General features: G+C 67.6%; 16 protein-coding genes. 1 reads left to right on the plus strand and 15 read right to left on the minus strand.

Annotation, left to right across the window (positions count from 1 at the left end; translation table 11 throughout):
* Window positions 1-102 precede the first annotated feature (102 nt).
* The 4 genes from ribD to glyA are packed head-to-tail and all read right to left on the minus strand — an operon-like array spanning window position 103 to window position 3505.
* Window positions 103-1164 (minus strand): bifunctional diaminohydroxyphosphoribosylaminopyrimidine deaminase/5-amino-6-(5-phosphoribosylamino)uracil reductase RibD, encoded by a 1062-nt coding sequence (gene ribD, locus CSC65_RS02360; RefSeq protein WP_162408537.1) that lies wholly within the window; start codon window positions 1162-1164, stop codon window positions 103-105.
* A 26-nt stretch (window positions 1165-1190) separates the two neighbouring features.
* Window positions 1191-1670 (minus strand): GNAT family N-acetyltransferase, encoded by a 480-nt coding sequence (locus CSC65_RS02365; RefSeq protein WP_162408371.1) that lies wholly within the window; start codon window positions 1668-1670, stop codon window positions 1191-1193.
* Window positions 1671-1678: 8 nt separating this feature from the next.
* Window positions 1679-2230, minus strand: coding sequence for a transcriptional regulator NrdR (nrdR, locus tag CSC65_RS02370; RefSeq protein ID WP_162408372.1), 552 nt, complete (start codon window positions 2228-2230; stop codon window positions 1679-1681).
* Between the two features lie 21 nt (window positions 2231-2251).
* Window positions 2252-3505, minus strand: coding sequence for a serine hydroxymethyltransferase (gene glyA / locus CSC65_RS02375; RefSeq protein WP_162408373.1), 1254 nt, complete (start codon window positions 3503-3505; stop codon window positions 2252-2254).
* Window positions 3506-3715: 210 nt separating this feature from the next.
* Between glyA and ettA the strand changes: the two genes are divergently transcribed.
* Window positions 3716-5380 (plus strand): energy-dependent translational throttle protein EttA, encoded by a 1665-nt coding sequence (ettA, locus tag CSC65_RS02380; RefSeq protein WP_162408374.1) that lies wholly within the window; start codon window positions 3716-3718, stop codon window positions 5378-5380.
* A gap of 104 nt (window positions 5381-5484) precedes the next feature.
* Here the strand turns inward: ettA and CSC65_RS02385 are convergent, their stop codons facing one another.
* The 11 genes from CSC65_RS02385 to CSC65_RS02435 all read right to left on the minus strand — a co-directional run bounded on the left by CSC65_RS02385 (window position 5485) and on the right by CSC65_RS02435 (window position 19643).
* Window positions 5485-6171 (minus strand): DUF3667 domain-containing protein, encoded by a 687-nt coding sequence (locus CSC65_RS02385; protein ID WP_162408375.1) that lies wholly within the window; start codon window positions 6169-6171, stop codon window positions 5485-5487.
* Between the two features lie 276 nt (window positions 6172-6447).
* On the minus strand, window positions 6448-7710 hold the full coding sequence (locus tag CSC65_RS02390; protein WP_162408376.1) for a cation:proton antiporter: 1263 nt from the start codon (window positions 7708-7710) through the stop codon (window positions 6448-6450).
* 99 nt (window positions 7711-7809) lie between these two features.
* Window positions 7810-8511: a DUF6445 family protein gene (locus tag CSC65_RS02395; protein WP_162408377.1), complete on the minus strand. Its 702-nt coding sequence runs from the start codon at window positions 8509-8511 to the stop codon at window positions 7810-7812.
* A gap of 7 nt (window positions 8512-8518) precedes the next feature.
* A complete protein-coding gene (locus CSC65_RS02400) occupies window positions 8519-10150 on the minus strand; it encodes a tryptophan halogenase family protein (RefSeq protein WP_202922816.1) in 1632 nt (543 codons plus the stop codon).
* A 118-nt stretch (window positions 10151-10268) separates the two neighbouring features.
* Entirely contained in the window at window positions 10269-11291 is a 1023-nt protein-coding gene (locus tag CSC65_RS02405; RefSeq protein ID WP_162408379.1) for a cupin-like domain-containing protein, read from the minus strand.
* 2 nt (window positions 11292-11293) lie between these two features.
* The gene (locus CSC65_RS02410) at window positions 11294-12046 is read right to left on the minus strand and encodes a SapC family protein (protein ID WP_162408380.1); all 753 of its coding nucleotides are present in this window, start codon (window positions 12044-12046) and stop codon (window positions 11294-11296) included.
* A gap of 200 nt (window positions 12047-12246) precedes the next feature.
* Entirely contained in the window at window positions 12247-15444 is a 3198-nt protein-coding gene (locus CSC65_RS02415; RefSeq protein ID WP_162408381.1) for a TonB-dependent receptor, read from the minus strand.
* 627 nt (window positions 15445-16071) lie between these two features.
* A complete protein-coding gene (locus CSC65_RS02420) occupies window positions 16072-16623 on the minus strand; it encodes an NADPH-dependent FMN reductase (protein ID WP_162408382.1) in 552 nt (183 codons plus the stop codon).
* Between the two features lie 81 nt (window positions 16624-16704).
* Entirely contained in the window at window positions 16705-17892 is a 1188-nt protein-coding gene (gene pncB, locus CSC65_RS02425) for a nicotinate phosphoribosyltransferase (protein WP_162408383.1), read from the minus strand.
* Window positions 17893-17913: 21 nt separating this feature from the next.
* A complete protein-coding gene (locus CSC65_RS02430; RefSeq protein WP_238390245.1) occupies window positions 17914-18771 on the minus strand; it encodes a glycosyltransferase family 2 protein in 858 nt (285 codons plus the stop codon).
* Entirely contained in the window at window positions 18768-19643 is an 876-nt protein-coding gene (locus CSC65_RS02435; protein ID WP_162408384.1) for a glycosyltransferase family 2 protein, read from the minus strand. Before CSC65_RS02435 ends, CSC65_RS02430 begins: the two co-directional genes overlap by 4 nt.
* Between the last annotated feature and the right edge of the window lie 99 nt (window positions 19644-19742).

Genomic DNA, 19742 nt, shown 5'->3' on the forward strand with positions numbered 1-19742 from the left:
GTGTGTCCACGCATTGTAGGAGCGGGCATGACCGCGACCGGGCGTCGGCTCCACGAGGGCGTCGCCTGCGCGTGCGGCGTCGTGTCGCGGCCATGCCCGCTCCTACAAGGCAGACGGTCGCAGCAGCAGGCGGCGGTCTTCGCCGAAACGCGCCTCGTCAACCAGGTCGAAACGCAGGCGCTGCGCCATCGTCTCGATTCCCAGGCCGGCAAACAGCGGCCGGGCCCCGTCGCCCAGCAGCACGGGGGCCTGGTACAGCAGCAGCTCGTCGACCAGGCCGGCGCCCAGCAGGGCTCCACACAGGGCCGGGCCGGCTTCCACCTGGACCTCGTTGATGCCGCGTTCGCCAAGCAGGCCTAGCGCGGCCCGGAGGTCGACATGGTCGCCGCGCAGCGGCAGCGCCGCGAACTCAGTGGACAGGCCGGCCGCGGGGGCGGCTTGGGGGCCATGCAGGTACAGGGTCGGCGCGCTGCCATCGCGCACCTTGCCGCACGCCAGGCTGCGCAGGCGCGTGTCCACCACGACCCGCATCGGCGGCTCGAACGGGGTATCGTCGCCCAGCCTGACGGTGAGCGCCGGATCGTCGGCCAGCACCGTGTCGGCGCCGGTGAGGATCGCCCCGCTGCGCGCGCGCCAGCGCTGCACGTCGGCACGCGCGGCCTCGCCGGTGATCCATTTCGATTCGCCGTTGGCCATCGCGGTGCGCCCGTCCAGGCTGGCGGCCAGCTTGATCCGCAGCCACGGGCGGCCACGCTCGATGCGCGAGAGGAAGCCGCGGTTCAGTTCGCGCGCCTGCGCCTCCATCAGCCCGGCGGCGACCGCGATCCCGGCGGCCTGCAAGCGGGCGAAGCCGGCGCCGTCCACGCGCGGGAACGGATCGCGCATGGCCGCCACCACGCGCGACACGCCGGCCCCGACCAGCGCGTCGGCGCACGGCGGCGTGCGCCCGAAGTGGGCGCAGGGTTCCAGGGTCACGTAGGCGGTGGCGCCGCGCGCCCGGGCACCTGCCTGGCGCAGCGCGAACACTTCCGCATGCGCTTCGCCGGTGCGCGGGTGCCAGCCCTCGCCCACCACCTCGCCGCCGCGGGCGATGACGCAGCCCACCATCGGGTTGGGACGCGCGGTGAACAGCGCGCTCTGCGCCAGCTGCAGCGCATGGGCCATCAAGGCATGGTCGCGACCATCGAAGGTCACGTCGCCACCGCCGCGCACCGGATCGCCATCACCCGGACCTGCAGTGGACCGAGTTCCACGATGTCGTGGTCATGCCAGCCCAGCGCCCGGTACCAGTCGGCCATCGACGTGGTGCAGTACAGGTAGAGCTCGGCCACCTGCAATGCGGCGGCCTCGGCGACGCAGCGCGCGACCAGCGCCGAGCCAACGCCCTGCCCGCGCGCGGCTGGCCGCACGTACAGGGTGGCCAGCCAGGGCGAATACTGGCGGATGTGCTCGTGGTCTTCCTGCAACAGGCTGACCGAACCGAGCCAGGTGCCGGCATCGTCCAGGGCGATAAGCGTGGTCGGGATCGCACACCCGCGGGTGTGCGAGCGCAGCTCGGCGATGGCCTGGACGATGTCCCAGTCCGGAATCAGTGCGCCAAAGGCCTCCAGGTGCCCCGCCGCGAGCGCCTCTATGTGCCAGGGATGATCGCGAAGCCAGGCGATGCGCACGGCCGCGCTCAGCGCTTCTTCTGCCGCTCGGCGAGCTTCTCGGCGTGCTTGTCGAGGGACACGACCTCGCCCCCCTGCAGCAACGGCAGCTGGCCGCTGCCCGGCGGCAGGTCGCGCTCGAGCTTCTCGATCTCCTCGCGGAAATCGGCGACGTCCTCGAAGCTGCGATAGACCGAGGCGAAGCGCACGTAGCCGACGTGGTCCAGCTTGCGCAGCTCGTCCATGACGAATTCGCCGATCCGGCGCGAGGCCAACTCACGCTCGCCGCTCATGCGCACGCCGTGCACCACCGCGCGCACCGCCGCCTCGATCTGCTCCTCGGCCACCGAGCGCTTCTGCAAGGCCCGATCGAAGCCCACGCGCAGCTTGCGCGCGTCGAACGCCTCGCGGCGGCCATCGCTCTTGATGATCGCCGGCAGCTTCAGCTCCACCGTTTCCAGCGTGCTGAAGCGTTCGCCGCAGGCCTCGCATTCGCGCCTGCGGCGGATCGTCGCGCCGTCCTCGGACACGCGCGAATCGATCACGCGGGTGTCGGTGTGCTGGCAGTAGGGACAGTGCATGCGATGGCCCCGAGGGTCCGGTCAGCCGTAGACCGGGTACTTGCGGCACTGCGCGGTGACCTTCTCGCGCACGGTGGAAATCACCGACTCGTCGGTCGGCGCATCGAGCACGTCGGCGATCCAGTTGGCCAGGTCCACGCAGTCCTGCTCGACGTAGCCGCGGGTGGTCACCGCCGGGGTGCCCAGGCGCAGGCCCGAGGTCACGAACGGCGAGCGCGGGTCGTTGGGCACCGAGTTCTTGTTGACGGTGATGTGGGCCTTGCCCAGCGCGGCTTCCGCGTCCTTGCCGGACACGTCCTTGCCGATCATGTCCACCAGCATCAGATGGTTCTGGGTGCCGCCGGAGACGATCTTGTAGCCGCGCGCGATCAGGGTATTGGCCATGGCCTGGGCATTCTTCACCACCTGCTGCTGGTAGCTGGTGAACTCCGGCTCCAGCGCCTCCTTGAACGCGACCGCCTTGGCCGCGATCACGTGCATCAGCGGGCCGCCCTGGATGCCCGGGAACACGATCGACTGCAGCTTCTTCTCGATCTCTTCGCCGGCATTGAGCGCCAGGATGATGCCGCCGCGCGGACCGCGCAGGGTCTTGTGCGTGGTCGAGGTCACCACGTGCGCATGCGGCAGCGGATTGGGATACACGCCCGCGGCGACCAGGCCGGCGACGTGGGCCATGTCCACGAACAGGTAGGCACCGACCTTGTCGGCGATGGCGCGAAAGCGCGCCCAGTCGATCTGCTGCGAATAGGCCGAGAAACCGGCCACGACCATCTTCGGCTTGTGCTCGACGGCGAGGCGCTCGACTTCGTCGTAATCGATCAGGCCCTGGTCGTTGACGCCGTACTGGACGGCGTTGAACAGCTTGCCCGAAGCATTGACCTTGGCACCGTGGGTCAGGTGGCCGCCATGGGCCAGCGACATGCCCAGGATGGTGTCGCCCGGGTTGAGCAGGGCGAAATAGACCGCCTGGTTGGCCTGCGAACCGGAGTGCGGCTGCACGTTGGCGTAGCTGGCGCCGAACAGCTGCTTGACCCGGTCGATCGCCAGCTGCTCGGCGATGTCCACGTACTCGCAGCCGCCGTAATAGCGCTTGCGCGGATAGCCTTCGGCGTACTTGTTGGTCAGCACGCTGCCCTGGGCCTCCAGCACGCGCGGGCTGGCGTAGTTCTCGCTGGCGATCAGCTCGACGTGGTCTTCCTGGCGGCGGGCCTCGTCGGCGATGGCCGCGGCCAGTTCAGGGTCATAACCTTCGATACGGGCGTCGCGCGGGAACATCGGGGCTCCAGGAACGAGATGGCGGGGTCGACGATTGTAGCGTTTCGGCCCCTTCCCGGGCCGCCGGGGCTCCCGGGAAGCCCGCCGGGCCCTGGTTGGCGATTTGGCGCCCCGCCCCCATATCCGGGATAATCGCCCGATCCCGTCCTATCCCCGCGCAGCCCGCCTCCCGGCAGGCTGCCGCTGCCCGTCCGCGGAGTCCACAGTCCCATGTCGCAATACATCTACACCATGAACCGCGTGTCCAAGGTGGTCCCGCCCAAGCGGCAGATCATCAAGGACATCTCGCTGAGCTTCTTCCCCGGCGCCAAGATCGGCCTGCTGGGCCTGAACGGCTCGGGCAAGTCGACCGTGCTGCGGATCATGGCCGGCGTGGACAAGGACTTCGAGGGCGAGGCGCGCCCGCAGCCCGGGATCAAGGTCGGGTACCTGGAGCAGGAGCCGCAGCTGGACCCCAACCACACCGTGCGCGAGGCCGTCGAGGAAGGCGTGGGCGAAGTCCTGCAGGCCCAGGCCGCGCTGGAACGGGTCTACGCCGCCTATGCCGAGGACGGCGCCGATTTCGACGCGCTGGCCAAGGAACAGGAGCGCCTGGAGGCGATCCTGGCCAGCGGCGACGCCAGCACCCTGGAACAGCAGCTGGAAATCGCCGCCGACGCGCTGCGCCTGCCGCCGTGGGACGCGGTGGTGGGCAAGCTGTCCGGTGGCGAGAAGCGCCGCGTGGCGCTGTGCCGCCTGCTCCTGCAGAAGCCGGACATGCTGCTGCTCGACGAACCGACCAACCACCTGGACGCCGAATCGGTCGAGTGGCTGGAACAGTTCCTGGCCCGCTACACCGGCACGGTCGTCGCGGTCACCCATGACCGCTACTTCCTCGACAACGCCGCCGAGTGGATCCTCGAGCTGGATCGCGGCCGCGGCATCCCGTGGAAGGGCAACTACACCGACTGGCTGACCCAGAAGGACGACCGCCTCAAGCAGGAAGACAACCAGGAGAAGGCACGCCAGAAGGCCATCCAGAAGGAACTGGAGTGGTCGCGGCAGAACGCCAAGGGCGGCCGCTCCAAGGGCAAGGCACGCCTGGGCCGCCTCGAGGAGCTGCAGTCGGTCGACTACCAGCGCCGCAACGAGACCAACGAGATCTTCATTCCGCCGGGCGAGCGCCTGGGCAACTCGGTGATCGAGTTCAAGAACGTCTCCAAGAAGTTCGGCGACCGCCTGCTGATCGACGACCTTTCGATGATCGTGCCGCCCGGCGCCATCGTCGGCATCATCGGCCCCAACGGCGCCGGCAAGTCGACCCTGTTCAAGATGATCACCGGCCAGGAGAAGCCCGATTCGGGCCAGATCGTGATCGGCCCGAGCGTGAATCTGGCCTACGTGGATCAGAGCCGCGGCGCGCTGGAAGGCAACCACAACGTGTTCCAGGAGATTTCCGGCGGCCTGGACATCCTCAACATCAACGGCGTGGAGATCCAGTCGCGCGCCTACATCGGCCGCTTCAACTTCAAGGGCCAGGACCAGCAGAAGCTGGTCGGCACGCTGTCGGGTGGCGAGCGCGGCCGCCTGCACATGGCCAAGACCCTGCTGCAGGGCGGCAACGTGCTGCTGCTCGACGAACCGTCCAACGACCTGGACATCGAGACGCTGCGTGCGCTCGAAGACGCCCTGCTGGAGTTCCCGGGCAACACCTTCGTCATCTCGCACGACCGCTGGTTCCTGGACCGCATCGCCACGCACATCCTCGCCTTCGAGGGCGACTCGCACGTGGAGTTCTTCCAGGGCAACTACCGCGAGTACGAGGAAGACAAGAAGCGCCGCCTCGGCGCCGAGGGCGCGCAGCCTCACCGGTTGCGGTTCAAGGCGCTGAAGTAAGCTTCAAGCGCACGGTCTCAATGCAAACGCCCGCCGATTGGCGGGCGTTCTGTTTCGGGGCCAGGCGCACCTGCAACGCGCCCGCAGCTGGCAAGGCAGCCAGTTCAGCCGGCCATCGACTTGACCAGCAGGGCCACCACCAGCACCACGGTGACCAAACCGCCGACAAGCAGGAAAGCGCCGAAACCTGCCATCGCCCGCAATGCGGATTTCCAGCGTGGATAGCCGCTGAAGAACTGGACCAGCGAGAAAACGCCGTAACCCATCGCCACCCACATGACCAGGTTCTGCACGTATGGGAACCAACGTTGCAGCGGAAGGGCGATGATCCAGAAGACGAACGCCTGCACCGTCAGGAACGCGGTGATCGCCAGCCATTCCGGATAGTTCAACTTGCCGACGCGCCCGAATGCCAGCCGGAACGCCGCCGCCTCGAACGGCAGCAGCAGCAGGGTGAACGCTGCGAAATTCCGGTCCATCAGGTCCCCCACCGTAGCGAACGCGGCCTGCATTGCCGCAGGATCCAATGAGTTCTTGCCGCCCGCTCCGGCGGCCTGGAAATCGACCTGAGGCAACGATCCATCGATCACGCCCGCACCCAGGATGTACTTGCTGAGAAACACCACCGCCGCTGCCATGACCATCAGCAGGAGCAGGGGTTTAGCCTGCCGCGCCCGCCGTCCCTCGATGTAGTCGCGCATCAGGCGACCGGGCCGCAGCATCAGCTCCTTGAGCGAATACAGGATGCCGCGATCCATGTGCAGCACGCTGTGCTCCAGCTCGTGCGCCATGAATGCCAGTCGATGCGATGCATCGGCGTGGCCTGGCCGCAGGCCGGGCAGAATTTCTGGGCGGGGCCGTCGATCAGGCGCCCGCAGTTCGCACATCCCGTTGCTTCCGACATCGCCGCTCCCTGGCCTCAGCTCAACGCATCTTAAGGCGCAGCGGGAAAGCAGCTCAACTCATGCAGCAGGCAGCGCGGCGCAGCCCTCCGGAGCGCGACCGATGGAACCGTCAGAGGAGCGCCAGGCGGCATCTTCGGCCACGAATGCCCCGCCGCATCCGCCTCAGGAATCGACGCGCAACTCCGGCGCCAGTCCAGCCTTCGCATCGGCCGGGCGACGATAGAACAGCGCCAGCAGCGGCGAGGCCATCAATGTGGTCGCCAGGGTCATCGCGAACAGCATCGTGAACAGCTCCGGCCCGATCAGCCCGGCGTCGAAGCCGATCTTGATGACGATCAGCTCCATCAGGCCGCGCGCGTTCATCAGCGAGCCTACCGCCAGGCTGTCGCGCCAGCCGTGGCCGCTCAGGCGCGCACCGGCTGCGCAGCCGATCACCTTGCCGGCGACCGCGGCCAGCAGGATCAGCCCGAATGCACCGATGCCGGCACCGGCGAAGGCCTCGAGCGTGGTGTTCTGCCCGGCGAGGGCGAACACCACCGGCATCAGCAACACGATCGCGACCGGCTCGATCCGCCGCGCCAGGAAGGACAGCACGCGATCGTCGCGCGGCAGCGCTACGCCGAACAGGAAGGCACCGAAGACGGCATGCAGGCCGATCCACTCGGCGAAGGCGGCGCATCCCAGCACGCCGACCAGGATCCAGACCAGCATCGAGGCATCGGGCTCGCCGCTATCGCCGGACGTCCGCAACAGGCGGGCATAGAGTGGCTTGAGCAGCAGGAACACCATCGCCACCAGCGCCAGGCCGCCGCCGATCGCCACCAGCACGCCTGCCGGCGACCCGCCCCCGGCCAGCGCCAGCACCACCGCCAGGAAAATCCAGACGCAGCCGTCGTCGATCACCGCCGCACCCAGCGCCAGCCTGCCCGGCGTGCTGTGGGTGAGGTTGCGGTCCTTGAGGATGCGCGCGAGCACCGGGAACGCGGTGACCGACATGGCCGCGGCGATGAACAGCGCGAACGGCCAGTACGCCACGCCGTCGGGGGCGAAGGAGCGGTACAGCACGGGTGCGATCGCCAGGCCAAGCACCAGCGGCAACGCCACGCCCACCAGGCCGATGGTGGCAGCCGCCCGGACCTGTGCGCGGCTGCCACCTGGCGCACGCAGCTCCACGCCGACGATGAACATGAAGAGCGCCACGCCCACCGTTCCCAGGCCGGAGAGCGCCGGCAACGACGGCTTGGCGAACAGCGTGGCGTGCAGATCAGGCAGCCACGCACCGAACACGATGGGCCCCAGCAACAGTCCCGCCATCATCTCGCCGATCACCGGCGGCTGGCCGAAGCGCCCGAGGAACGCGCCGCACAACCGGGCCATGACCAGGATCAGCACCAGTTGCACCAGCAAGAGCAACGTCGCGTTCACGATGAAACCGCCCCAAGGCCACATGGCCTGCGACCGGCAGGCACGGCACCACTTCGCTGCGGGCGATCGTAGACGCGCACGCCGACGCCGCCCATGCCGTCAGGGGATCACATCGATGAAACTGTTGATCGACAGGCGGCCTTTCTCCGGGTCGGGCGGAGGCACGTTGGCATTGTCGATGGTCCCCGAGTGCAGCGAGTTGCGCCGGTATATCACCAGGCGGTTGTAGACGCCGTCGACCTTGTCGACGCGCTCGAACAGCGCGGTGTCCTCTCCGATGTAGCCGGGCTGCGGCGCGTCCGGTCCCTGGCTCTCCTGCTCCAGCTGGCCGAAGTAGGTGCGCTCGCGCCCCTCGTCCACGTATTCGAAACCGGTGCTGCGGTGCCGGTAGAACGCCGTCCCGCCCCATTCCCCGCGGAACAGGTAGTGCACCGACGCCAGGCCGAGCCCGGTCGCCGAGTCGATGTGCGGAATGCGCTGCAGGAATGCCAGCTTCTGCGGTGGCTGGGTCACCAGCGAGTAGTGGCACATCGGGAACGCGAGCCGGGCCTGCGGCGGCAGACCGAAGACATCGCCGAGCAGGGGCCGGATGATCCGCTCCAGGAACGCCTCGTACGACAGCGGAGCGCGCACGCGGATGCCGGGGAACATCGCACCCTGGGGCGCGAACTGCGCACGCGCCGCCTTCCTCACCAGACGGTCGGGATCGGCTACCAACTGGTCGATCACCAGCAGTGGCGCGCCCTCCGCACCGATCCGCCGCACCTGAAGGCGCAGGCCGGGGTGCGCCTGGATCAGCATCTGCGCCTCACTGGGTCAGGCCTCCGCCGACGCCCGCGATCTTGCCGGTCACCCGCTCATGCTGCCGGGCACGTGCGTACATCTGTTCCCAGGCCGAGGGCGGCGCCTTGCAGTAGCTGTCAATGAACTGCTCCTGGCTGGGCATGGCCGCCACAGCGGCATCGATCGGCGTGCGCACGCTCTCGAGCAGGCGCTTGAGATCGGTGTCCGACAGCGCGCGGGTCAGCGGATGGTGGCTGCGCGGCACCACGCCCTGGCCGAGCATGCAGTGGGTCCAGGAGTCGAGACGGAACAGTTCGTCCTCCCCCTGCCACGCGTAGCCGGTCTCGCGGAACACCTGGATGCGCTCGGCCAGGCCGGGTGGCAGTTCCATTTCGCGGCACTGCTTCCACAGGGGCTCATCGCGCTGGTTGAGGTGGTAATGCATCACAACGAAGTCGCGAACGTGCTCGAGCTCCTGGCGGCTGACCTGGTTGAAGCGGTCCACCGCCGCCTGGCTGATGCCCTCTGAAGGGAAGAACTGCACCAGGCGGGTGACCGCACTCAGGGTCAGGTGGATGCTGGTGGACTCCAGCGGCTCGATGAAGCCGCTCGCCAGTCCGAGCGCGATCACGTTCTTGTTCCAGGCCTTGCGCCGGCGCCCGGTGCGGAAAGGAATGATCCACGGGTCGCGCAGCGGCTTGGACGGGTTCTCGGCGAGCAGTTTGGCGGTCGCCTCGTCGTCGGACATGTGCGCATCGGAAAACACGATGCCGCACCCGATCCGGTGCTGGAGCGAGATCTTCCAGTGCCAGCCGGCCTCGTGCGCGATCGCGCGCGTGTACGGCACCGGCGGCCCATCGGCTTCGGTCTGCAGCGCCACCGCGCGGTTGCTTGGCAGCCAGTGGTCCCAGTCCTCGTAGCCGGTGTGCAGCGCCTGCTCGCTCAGCACCGCGCGCGCGCCGGTGCAGTCGATGAACAGGTCGCCCTCGATGACCTGCCCATCCTCCAGCACCAGCGACTGCACGTAGCCGCTGTCCGGGTCCTGGCGTACCTGGGCGATCTTGCCCTCGACGCGCTTGAGCCCGCGGCCTTCGCACTTGACGCGCATGAACGCGGCATACAGCCCGGCGTCAAAGTGGTAGGCATAGCTCACGTCACGACGCTCCAGCGCCGTGGCCGCCTTGGTCCAGCGCATCGACCACTGCTGGTTGTTCTGGCCGGCATTGAACAGGGCGAAGCGGTCCTGGAGCGCGGCGACGGTCTCCAGGCAGTAGTCGCCCAGTTCGCTCTGCATGCCGCGGCGGCGGCTTTCCAGCCAGAACTGGTGGAAATCGCACGACCAGGTGTTCACGCCCGTGGTGCCGAACGGATGGATGTAGCGCGAGCCCGGGCGGATCCAGTTCTCGAACGAGATCGCCAGCTTGAAGCTGCCGGCAACCGAGCTGAGGAACTCACGCTCGTCGATCTGCAACAACCTGTGGAAGGTGCGGATGGTCGGGATGGTCGACTCGCCCACGCCTACGGTGCCGACCTGATCGGACTCCACCAGGGTGATGTCGAGCAGGTCGCGGAACTGGTGGGTCAGGGCGCAAGCCGCGACCCAGCCAGCGGTGCCACCACCAGCGATAACGACCTTGCGAATACGGTTGGTCTCCAAAACCCCCTCCCTCTTCCATCTTCTTCGTTGCACCGCATGCGCGGTGGATTCATGCCGATGCCGATGCCGATGCCCGCGGGCATGCAGCATCTGAAAATTCTTGCCCCCGCCGGCTCACTCAGCGATTGAGCTTGCCGATGAGCATCGCGCGCATCCTGCGCGCGGCCATCTCGTCGAACGGGCCCAGGATGTTGCGCGCCGCCTCGGGCAGGTGCGCGCCGGCCTGCCCCGCCGGCCCGAACACGTAGTACTCGAAGACCTCCCGCCAGGCCTGCTTCTCCCGTTCGGGCCGGTCGCGAATGGTCCACATCGCATGGTAGAGCGCATGCATGGGCGTCGGAATCCAGTCCGGCATGCTGCCCCACCAGTAGTTCACCAGCACGGTGAACGGATCGAGGCCCTGCACGTGGTGCCACCACATGCTGGGGATGAAGATCGCATCGCCCGGCTCCAGCACCGCCGACTGCGCCGTCGCCAGTGCCTCGCGGAAACGCGGATAGCGTTCCAGGTCCGGATCGCGGAAATCCACCATGGTCACCGCCTGCCCGCCAGGCGTCGGCTCCAGCGGCCCCGGGTAGAGGTTTGCGATCTGCTCCGGCGGGAACAGCGTGAAGCGACGACGGCCCACCGCGCAGCAGGCGATGTTGTTCGGCGCATCGTAGTGGCACGAGGCGGTGACGCGGTTGCCGATCCAGATGGCCGGTGGCGCCTGCACGCCCTGGGCGGCGAAGCCCAGGTCGTTGTCGGCACGCAGCGTGGGCATGCAGTAGTCGACCAGCAGCGAAGCCACGTAGTAGGTCGGCGGTCGTGGATCGTCCAGGTATGCGGCCAGCTCGTCGAGCACCTGGTCCAGGCCGCCGCGGCGTACTTCGCAGTTGAGCGCGGTGCGATCTTCGACATAGAAAGGGCGTCCCGCGGTTTCCGGCGCGCCCCAGTTGTACTGCACCGGGCGGCCGTTGTAGTGCGCGCGCAGGTGTTCCATCGCCGCGTGCGGCGACTCGCGTCCGGCAGCCACCAGCGACCAGTCGCGCGCGAGCCCCCTGAGCACGGTGGGGGTGCCGCCTTCCAGCAGCTCGGCGAGCGGCAGCGCGTCGGCGCTGCAACCTTCCATCGTGCGGATCGGAGCCGCCTGGTCGAACATCGTCAGGCGACCTGCGCCCGGCTGCCCTCCTGCTCGCGCAGGAGGCGTTGCTTCTCGGCAATGAGCCGGCGCATGTTGTGGATGGATGCCAGCAACAGATACACGCCCTCGAGCCACCCGGCGCGGTGCAGCCCGTGGAGCTCTTCGGCATCCAGCGCAGCCAGCCGGTCGCGATCGATGCCGTACAGGCCCGTCAGGTTGACGCCGTGGTTATCGTCGAAGCGGACGTCCAGTGCGAGCGGCTGGATGAGTCCGAGCGCGTCGAGTGCGGCGAACATTCCCTTGCTCGCTTCCACGCCATCGTTGATGCCATTGAGCACGCCGACGATGTGCTGCAGGTAGGGGCTGTGTCCGCCCTGGGCAAGGAACACCGGCTCGCCCTGCCCGGTGACGACCCGCGGATGATCCAGGTCCACATGGATGACCGGCATGTTGCGCAACTCGCCGTCGACCTGCTGCTCCTGGAAGCCGATCAGGAACGGACCGCGGGAGATGGCGCCAGGCAGGTAGCTGGCGTTCCAGCCGCTGCCCTGCAGGAACAGGTTCTCGCGATGGTCGAATCCCAGCAGCGCCACCGACTGGAAACTGCCGTCGGCCTCCTTGCGGAAGAAAATCGGGTACTCGCGCTGCAGCTCCGCGTACTCGGTCGGGAATGCCGGGACCATGCCGACGTTGTCGCCGAACTCCGGGCCAAAACGGGTGGAAATGCGCAGGTCCTTGTGCGCGATGTTGTTCAGCAGCTCGTATCGGGCCATTTCGGCTCCAGTTGGTTCTTCGATTCGGGCGCCAGCGCAGGCTTACATGGCGCTCCGGTGTAGCCACGAAGGAGACCATATCCACAATGCCGCCTCGCCCGCAAGACGCGACGCGGGATGCCCGGCGACCTCAAAAAAAGGGGCCGTCGCCGAAGCGACGGCCCCATCCTGCGCAACAGACTTCGATCCTGGAAAACGGATCAGAAGCTGTAGCGCACCCCCATCATGTAACGCGGCGCCTGCTCCACGAGGCGGACCATCTGGTTGTGCGACCTCGCACTCCAGCGCACGTCCTCGCCGGTGAGGTTGATCGCCTCCAGCGACACCGAGAGGTGGTCGCTGAAGCTGTACGCCACGGCCAGGTCGAACTGCTTGTACTCCTCCACGAAGTACGGGTTGCGGTTGTTGCCGTTCTGGTTCGCCGCCAGCAGGTACTCGTCGCGCCAGTTCCAGGCAAGGCGAGCCGACCAGCCGTAGTTCTCGTACATCAGCACGGCATTGGCGGTATCGCTCAGGCCGCTCAACGCGAACACGTCCGTGCCCGGGTCGGCCGCACGATCGATGCCCACGTCGCCATCGACGATGGTGTAGTTGGCCAGGATGCCGAAGCCACTGTCACCGAAGAAGTACTGGCCACCGATTTCCCAGCCGTCGAGCGTGGCCGAGCGCTGGTTGATCGGGCGGTTGACGTCGAACATGTACAGCGGATCGTCCGCCTCGCCGAAGATGTCGAACTGGCTCTCCATCGAGATCTGCTGGACATTGGTGCCGTTGTACGCAGGCAGGCCACCGGTGGCGCCTGCGTTGCGCAGCATCGCCAGCGCGGTGAACAGCGTGGTGTAGTTGCCTGCGCAACCCTCACCCGGATCGACGCCCGCCGCGGTCACCTGGGCTGCGCAGGCACCGCTGTTGAGGAACGCCAGCGCCGCCTGCGCGTCCGGCCCGGAGGTCGGGTCGGTGATGCCGTACAGGTTCTCGCGGACCACCGTGTTGCCGATGAAGTTGTCGACCTTCTTGCGCCAGTAGGTCACGCCGATGAAGCTGGCCGGAGCGAAGTACCACTCGGCGCCAATGTCGAAGTTCTGCGACTCCAGCGGCAGCAGCGACGGGTTCTGTGCATCACCGGTGGCGCGGTACTGCTCGCCGAACAGGATCGAACCGCTGGGGCCGCCCACGTTCGGGCCCGCGTACAGGTTGCCATATGGCGGACGGGCAATGGTCTTGCTCGCCGAGATGCGACCCTTGACATCGTCGGTCAGGTCGATGCTGAAGTCGAGGTTCGGCAACAGGTAGTTGTAGCTGTTGCTTTCGGAGAACGGCTGCAGCTCATCCGACCGGACGATGCCGAAGTCGTTGTTGGACATCCAGCGGATCGCGCTCGGCACCTGGATGACCGAGGTCGACTCCAGGTCGGTCTTCTCGTAACGCACGCCGATGACGGCCTGCGCCGGCATGCTGCCGAGCATGAAGTCCTGGTCCCACTGGACGTACACCGAATTGGTCTTCTCCTCGACCAGGTTGTCGTTGTCATAGGTCGTGCGCACGCGGGAGCTGATGCTGTCGCAGTCCGGCCACGCCGCCGGCGCCGTACCGCTGGCGCATGCCTGCTCCGCCCACTGGGCCAGCTGGCTGGCATCGCCCCGCCATGCCTGCCTCGGAGAGCCATTGGCGTTGAAGTCGGTGAACAGGCCGCCGATGTTGATCGTGTTCAGCAGGTCGACCATGCCGCCCGCCTGGCCGACGTCGTCCACGCCCCAGTTGCCCAGCGTCATCAGGTGGCCGTGGCCGTCCACGTTCAGGCGCCGCATCGACACGTCGGAAGAATCGATGCCGAACGTGAAGCGCCCACTGTCGAACATCAGCTCGCCGTCGATCCGGCCCTGCTTGACTTCAGTGTCCTGGCGCGTCGACCAGATACGCAGGATCTGCGTGCCCAGCTGCTCCGGGGCGAAATCAGGATTGACCACGCCATTGGTGTTGGCCACCGCATCGGCGGTGCTCGGGAACAGCGTGCGCGTCATGATCGGCAGGCCGCCGTTGAACCAGTACTCCTGCGTCCAGTTGTTGGTCGCGCGGTTCGGTGCGAGCCCGGCGAGGCTGAACGCGGTGGAGCTGCCTCCGGTGATCGGATCGTTCGGACGGCTGTCGACCTTGGTGTTGTGCGCGTCGAAGGTCAGGTTGAACCGGTCGTTGACGTCCCACCGCGCGTTGAGGCCCAGCGAACCGAGGCTGTACTTCTGCTCGTCGCGCTGCTGCTCGAAGCCGAAGTCCTTGGCGCTGCCGGCGATGTCGCGGATGTAGATCGGGGTAGCGACCTCGGGATTCCCATCGAAGGTGACATGGCTGAGGCTGTTCTGCAGCCACATCGTCTGCTCGCCACGCAGCTGCGAGATCTCGTTGGTCGAGTAGGTGTAGTCCAGGGTGAAGGTAAACGCGTCGGACGGGGCGAACTGCAGCACCGCCTGGCCGTTGACGCGCTCGCGCTCGAAATCCTGGAACGCGTAACGCAGGTCGTTGGGCATGCTGTAGAGCTGGCCGATGTCCGGCGCGTTCTGCACGACGGCGCCCGGGCGCAACTTGCCGTCGGTGCCGGTCCAGCGCGACACGTTCCAGCCGTTCTCGCTGGCCTGCACCGAACCGCCATGGCGCTTTTCAAGGCTGGCGTTGAGGCCGATACCCCAGGTCTTGTCGGCATTGGCGTAGCTGAAGATGCCTGACAGTTCGGGCGTGGCGTCGCTACCCAGGACCTGCGACTGGTCGGTCACCACCTTGGCTCCGGCGATGGCCACGACTTCGCCGCCGGCGTGGTTGAACGGACGATCGGTCAGGATGTCGATGGTGGCGCCGATGCCGCCGCTGGGCACGTTCGCGCGACCGGTCTTGTAGACGGTGACTCCGCTGATCGCATCGGAGGACAACTGCGCGAAGTTGAAGCCGCGGGTGCCCGAACCGACGCCGCCGATCTCCAGGCCGCCGCTGCTGAAGCCATCGGCACCGGGGATCTGGCGGCCGTTGAGCGTGACCATGTTGTAGCCGGGACCGAAGCCGCGCGCGGTGACCTGCGCACCTTCGCCGTCGCGGCGCTCGATCGAGATGCCGGTGATGCGCTGCAGCGACTCGGCCAGGTTGGTGTCGGGGAACTTGCCGATGTCCTCGGCACTGATCGCGTCGACTACGCCGTGCGAGTCGCGCTTGATGTTCATCGCCTGGTCAAGGCTGCTGCGCATGCCAGTGACGGTGACGGTGTCCAGGGTGGTGGGATCGACCTGCGCGCTGGCCTGCGCACTGGTGGCCTGCGGCTGCGCCGGATCCTGCGCGAACGCGGGATTGATGATGATGACGCCGCCGACGATGGTGAACATCGCCGTCGACTTGAAGCGCTTCAGCTTGGAATTCATTGGACTGCCCTCGGCTGTGCATTGGATTGGACGACCGCTGCCTCGACGGCGTTGGACACATCACCCCGGGCCCCGTACGCGGCATGCGCCGTGGCTCCTGACAGCGCGGGACACTGCAACCTGCAAATGCTCATCTCCCTACCCTCCCCTCTTGCTTCGATTTGTGGATGTATTGCCCTCGCTGGGGCATTTCAGGCCGCGGTCGACGACCCGTACAACCGGACTTGGAAGTCCGTCCCTGCGTGCCGGCAAATAGACGCCGGCAAATCGAATACCAAAGCTTGTCGTAACGACGCACGATGCGTCCCGCGCGTCGCGGCGGGTGTCATCCGGGCAGCCCGCCCTTGATTGATAGCGCTAACATTCTCGAGTGGCGCAAGAGATAGCACGCACTGATCTGGCCTGTCACAGTGCAGCGCAGCACAAATCCCGTTGCCTGGGTAACGACCCACGTTTAACGGAATCTGAAGGCGCTTAGACATACGAAAATGGAATGCCAAACGCTGCCATTGGGCGCATTGATGCGGATAACGGCGGTCCAGCGCCTGGATTCTGCGTTGCGGCGCTTACAAGCCGGCCTTTGGCCAGCGCTGTCCTTTTTTAGGCGACCGGGAAAATGACCACCGGTTACCTATCAATCGAGTCACGGTAGGCAGCAAGGAATTGCGCCAGCTGCTGGCGCGTCCGATCGTCGGACAGCCGGCCCTCTGCATCGAAGGCCTGGCCGGCCCGCGAAACCATCAGCCGGCCACCGGACCAGAAGCGCGCACCCAGGGTCCGCAATACCGGCAGCCAGGCATCCTGCGCCAGGATCGTGCCGAAGCCACCGGGCGACGCGCCCACCACGGCAACGGGGCGCCCGCCGAATATCGACGGGATGTCCGCTGCCGGTCGCGACAGCCAGTCGATCGCGTTCTTGAAAACGCCCGGTATGCCGTTGTTGTACTCGGGCGTGGCCAGCAGCAGGCCCTCGCACTCGAGGACCCTGGCCTTCAACGCGACCACTGCTTCGGGCAATCCTGCGCGCTGCTCCAGGTCACCATCGTAGAGCGGGATGCCATGCAGGGTCGCCAGTTCAAGCTCCACGCCCGGCACGGCGAGCTCGCGGGCCGCGCGCAACAGTGCGGTGTTGAACGACCCCGCTCGCAAGCTGCCGGAAATACCGAGTATCCGTGCCATCGCGTTCTCCTGTTTCTTCCGTGGAACCCCGGCTTGCGCCGGGTTGCGGCCACAGCATAGCCGGCGCGAGTGCGCGCCTTCCTAGGGTTCCGCGGCGGGAACGGCGAATACCTGGCGCAGGTAGGCCAGGTAGCCCGGGTCGTCGCACATCGTCTTGCCTGGCGTGTCGCTGAGCTTGGCCACGGGCTGTCCATTGCAGCGCACCATCTTCAGCACGATCTGCAGCGCTTTCGGGCCGAGGTCGTTGGTCAGGTGGGTGCCCACTCCGAAAGACATCCGGCAGCGGCCGCGGAAATGTGCGTACAGCGCCATGACCCGTTCCATGTCCAGGCCGTCGCTGAACACCAGCGTCCGGGTCATCGGGTCGATCCGGTGCGCGTGCAGGTGGGCGATGATCCGCTCGCCCCACTCGAACGGGTCGCCCGAATCGTGGCGCATGCCGTCGAAGAGCTTGCAGAAGTACAGGTCGAAGTCGCGCAGGAACGCCTCCAGCCCGATCACGTCGGTCAGGGCGATGCCGAGGTCGCCGCGGTACTCGCGCGCCCAGCTGTCGAAGGCCGCCACCTGCGAGTCGCGCAAGCGTGGACCCAGCGCCTGGAACGCCTGCAGCCATTCGTGGGCCATCGTGCCCTGGGGCACCAGCCCGTGTTTCATGGCGAAGTGCACGTTCGAGGTCCCCGCGAAGCGCGTGCCGAGCGTCTCCCGCAACTGCACCACCACTTCGTCGTGCCAGGCATGCGACCAGCGCCGGCGGGTCCCGAAGTCGGTGAGCGTGCAGTCCTCGAACCCGACCGCATCGCGCAGGCGCACGGCCTTGGCGTGCAGGCGGCGCAGGCCTTCGTCGCGATCCGCCGGGCCGTGTTCGGCCCGCATGTAGACCTCGCTGACGATCGCCAGCAGCGGGACCTCGAACAGGATCGTGTGCAGCCACGGGCCACGCAGACGCAGTTCGATGCCCCCGGGTTCGGTGTCCGAGCGGCGCAACTGCACGTACTTGCGGTCGAACTGGAAAAGGCCGAGGAAGTCGACGAAATCGGGCTTGATGAAGCGCAGCCCGCGCAGGTAGCCCAGCTCGTCGGGGCGCATGCGCAACGCGCACAACGCGTCGATCTGCGCCGAGATCGCGTCCAGGTGCGGCGCCAGGTCCACGCCGGGACTGCGGCAGCGGAACAGGTACTCCACCTGCGCGCCCGGATGCTGGTGCAGCACCGCCTGCATCATCGTGAACTTGTACAGGTCGGTGTCGAGCAATGACGGAATGATCGGCATGGACACCTCGGGGAAAAAGGGTCAGCGCGGAACCAGCGCGCGAGGCAGGCGTGCGAGGAAATGCATCCAGATCGCCGCGAACACACCCAGCCGCGTGGCCAGGCCTCGGCGTGGGGCCTCGAACTTTCCGAAGTACCGCCACAGGCCGCGATGCTTGTGCCATTCCACGAAAACCGGCCGCGAGCGGCTGGACACGCCACGCACGTGCAGCACCGGGACGTCGTTGGCGACCGCCACCGCCGCACCGGCCTCGCGCGCGCGCCGGCACAGGTCCAGGTCCTCGGCGTGCAGCCGGTATCCTTCGTCGAAGCCGCCGATTCGCTCGAACAGCGTGCGCTGCATGAGCATCAGCGCGCCCGATACCGACTCCACCGACTGCAGTGCGCAGGCCGGATCGACGGGCACGTCGAGCCGGGCCGCGGCTGCCGGCGTGCGCAGCATCGCGGCGAAATCGGGATCGTGCCGTCGTGCCGCTCCATCGCGCTCGCCGTCCTCGCCATGCAGGTCGGCGCCGAGCAGGGCCGCATCGCCCAGTGCAAGCGCATGCGCGCGCAGGCGCGCCAGCGAGTCGGGGCGGACCTGCAGGTCGGGATTGACGAAGGCCAGCCAGGGCGCGTCGCTGTCGGCTGCCCCCTGGTTGCAGGCGACGGCAAAGCCGGGGTTATCGGGGTTGGCGATGAAATGCAGGCGGGAATCGGCCAGGGCATGCCGCTGCAGGATCTCCAGCGTGCCGTCGTCCGAGCCATTGTCGACTACCCGGATCTGGACCACGCCGTTGGCCGAACGCAGGCGCAGCAGGCAGCCGTCCAGGGTCGAGGCGCTGCGGTAGCTGACCACCACCGCGGCAATGCCGTCGCCGTCGACCGGCGCGCCGCTCACGGCGCGTCCCCTGCGACCGACGCGGCAGCAAAGAGATCGTGCTGCGGGGTGTCGCGCAGCTGCGCGTGCAGGGCCTGCAACCGCTCCCGCTGCTCGCGCAGCGGGTCGTGCATCAGGAAGCCGGCCAGCCGCGAATGCCAGGCCGGCCAGCGCGCCGCCAGCGCATCCAGGTCTCCGTCGGCCGGCCCGCCTTCGCCGCCGCGTGCCACGAATGCGGTTTCGCACAGCACGTTGCGCCAGCCCAGGCCGGACAGGCGCAGCGAGAGATCGGTAAGCGCGGCATACCAGGAGGCAAAGCTGGCGGTGTCCAGGCCACCGGCACGCTGCCGGGCACTGCCGCGCAGCGCGACGGCGTGCCCGACCGCGGCCGGCAGCTCCGGATGCCGCGGGGCCATCGCCGCGCAGGCCTGCACGGTCAGCGCCTGATCGACGGGTGGCGGTGAAATCTCGCCGAGGCGCGGCCAGCCGGCGGTCTCGCCGGCATTGCACCACGGCGTGGCCGTGGCGATCGCCGCATCACGGGCCAGGCATGCCGCCAGTTGCGCCAGCCAGCCCGGCAGCGGTTGCGCGTCGGAGGCCAGCACGACCACGTCGGCATCGCCGCAGGCCTGCAGCATTTCCTGCAGGTGCGCCGACTCCCCGATCGGGCTCGCGCGGCGCGTGTACTCGGCCTGCAGGCGCGTGCGCAGCAGCCAGCGTTCGACGATTTCGATCCCGCGCGGGCCGGCCTGCGCGTCGTCGGCAAGCCAGATCGAAGTGCCCGCCGGTGTCGCCGCCTCCAGCGCCGCCAGGCATGCATCCAGTGCATCCTCGTCGGCAGCGAGCGGCAACAGCACGATAGGCAGGTGGCTCACGGGTGGACGTGGACTCATCGGGCGACCGCACCGACTTTAGCAGGGCGCCGTCGGGCCCTGCCGCAGGACGCCGGGCAGCTGCAGCCAAGGAAGCGGCGCCCCGAGGGCGCCGCCGGT

Origin of the sequence: Pseudoxanthomonas daejeonensis, assembly GCF_010093205.1 — a bacterium.
GTDB lineage: Bacteria > Pseudomonadota > Gammaproteobacteria > Xanthomonadales > Xanthomonadaceae > Pseudoxanthomonas > Pseudoxanthomonas daejeonensis.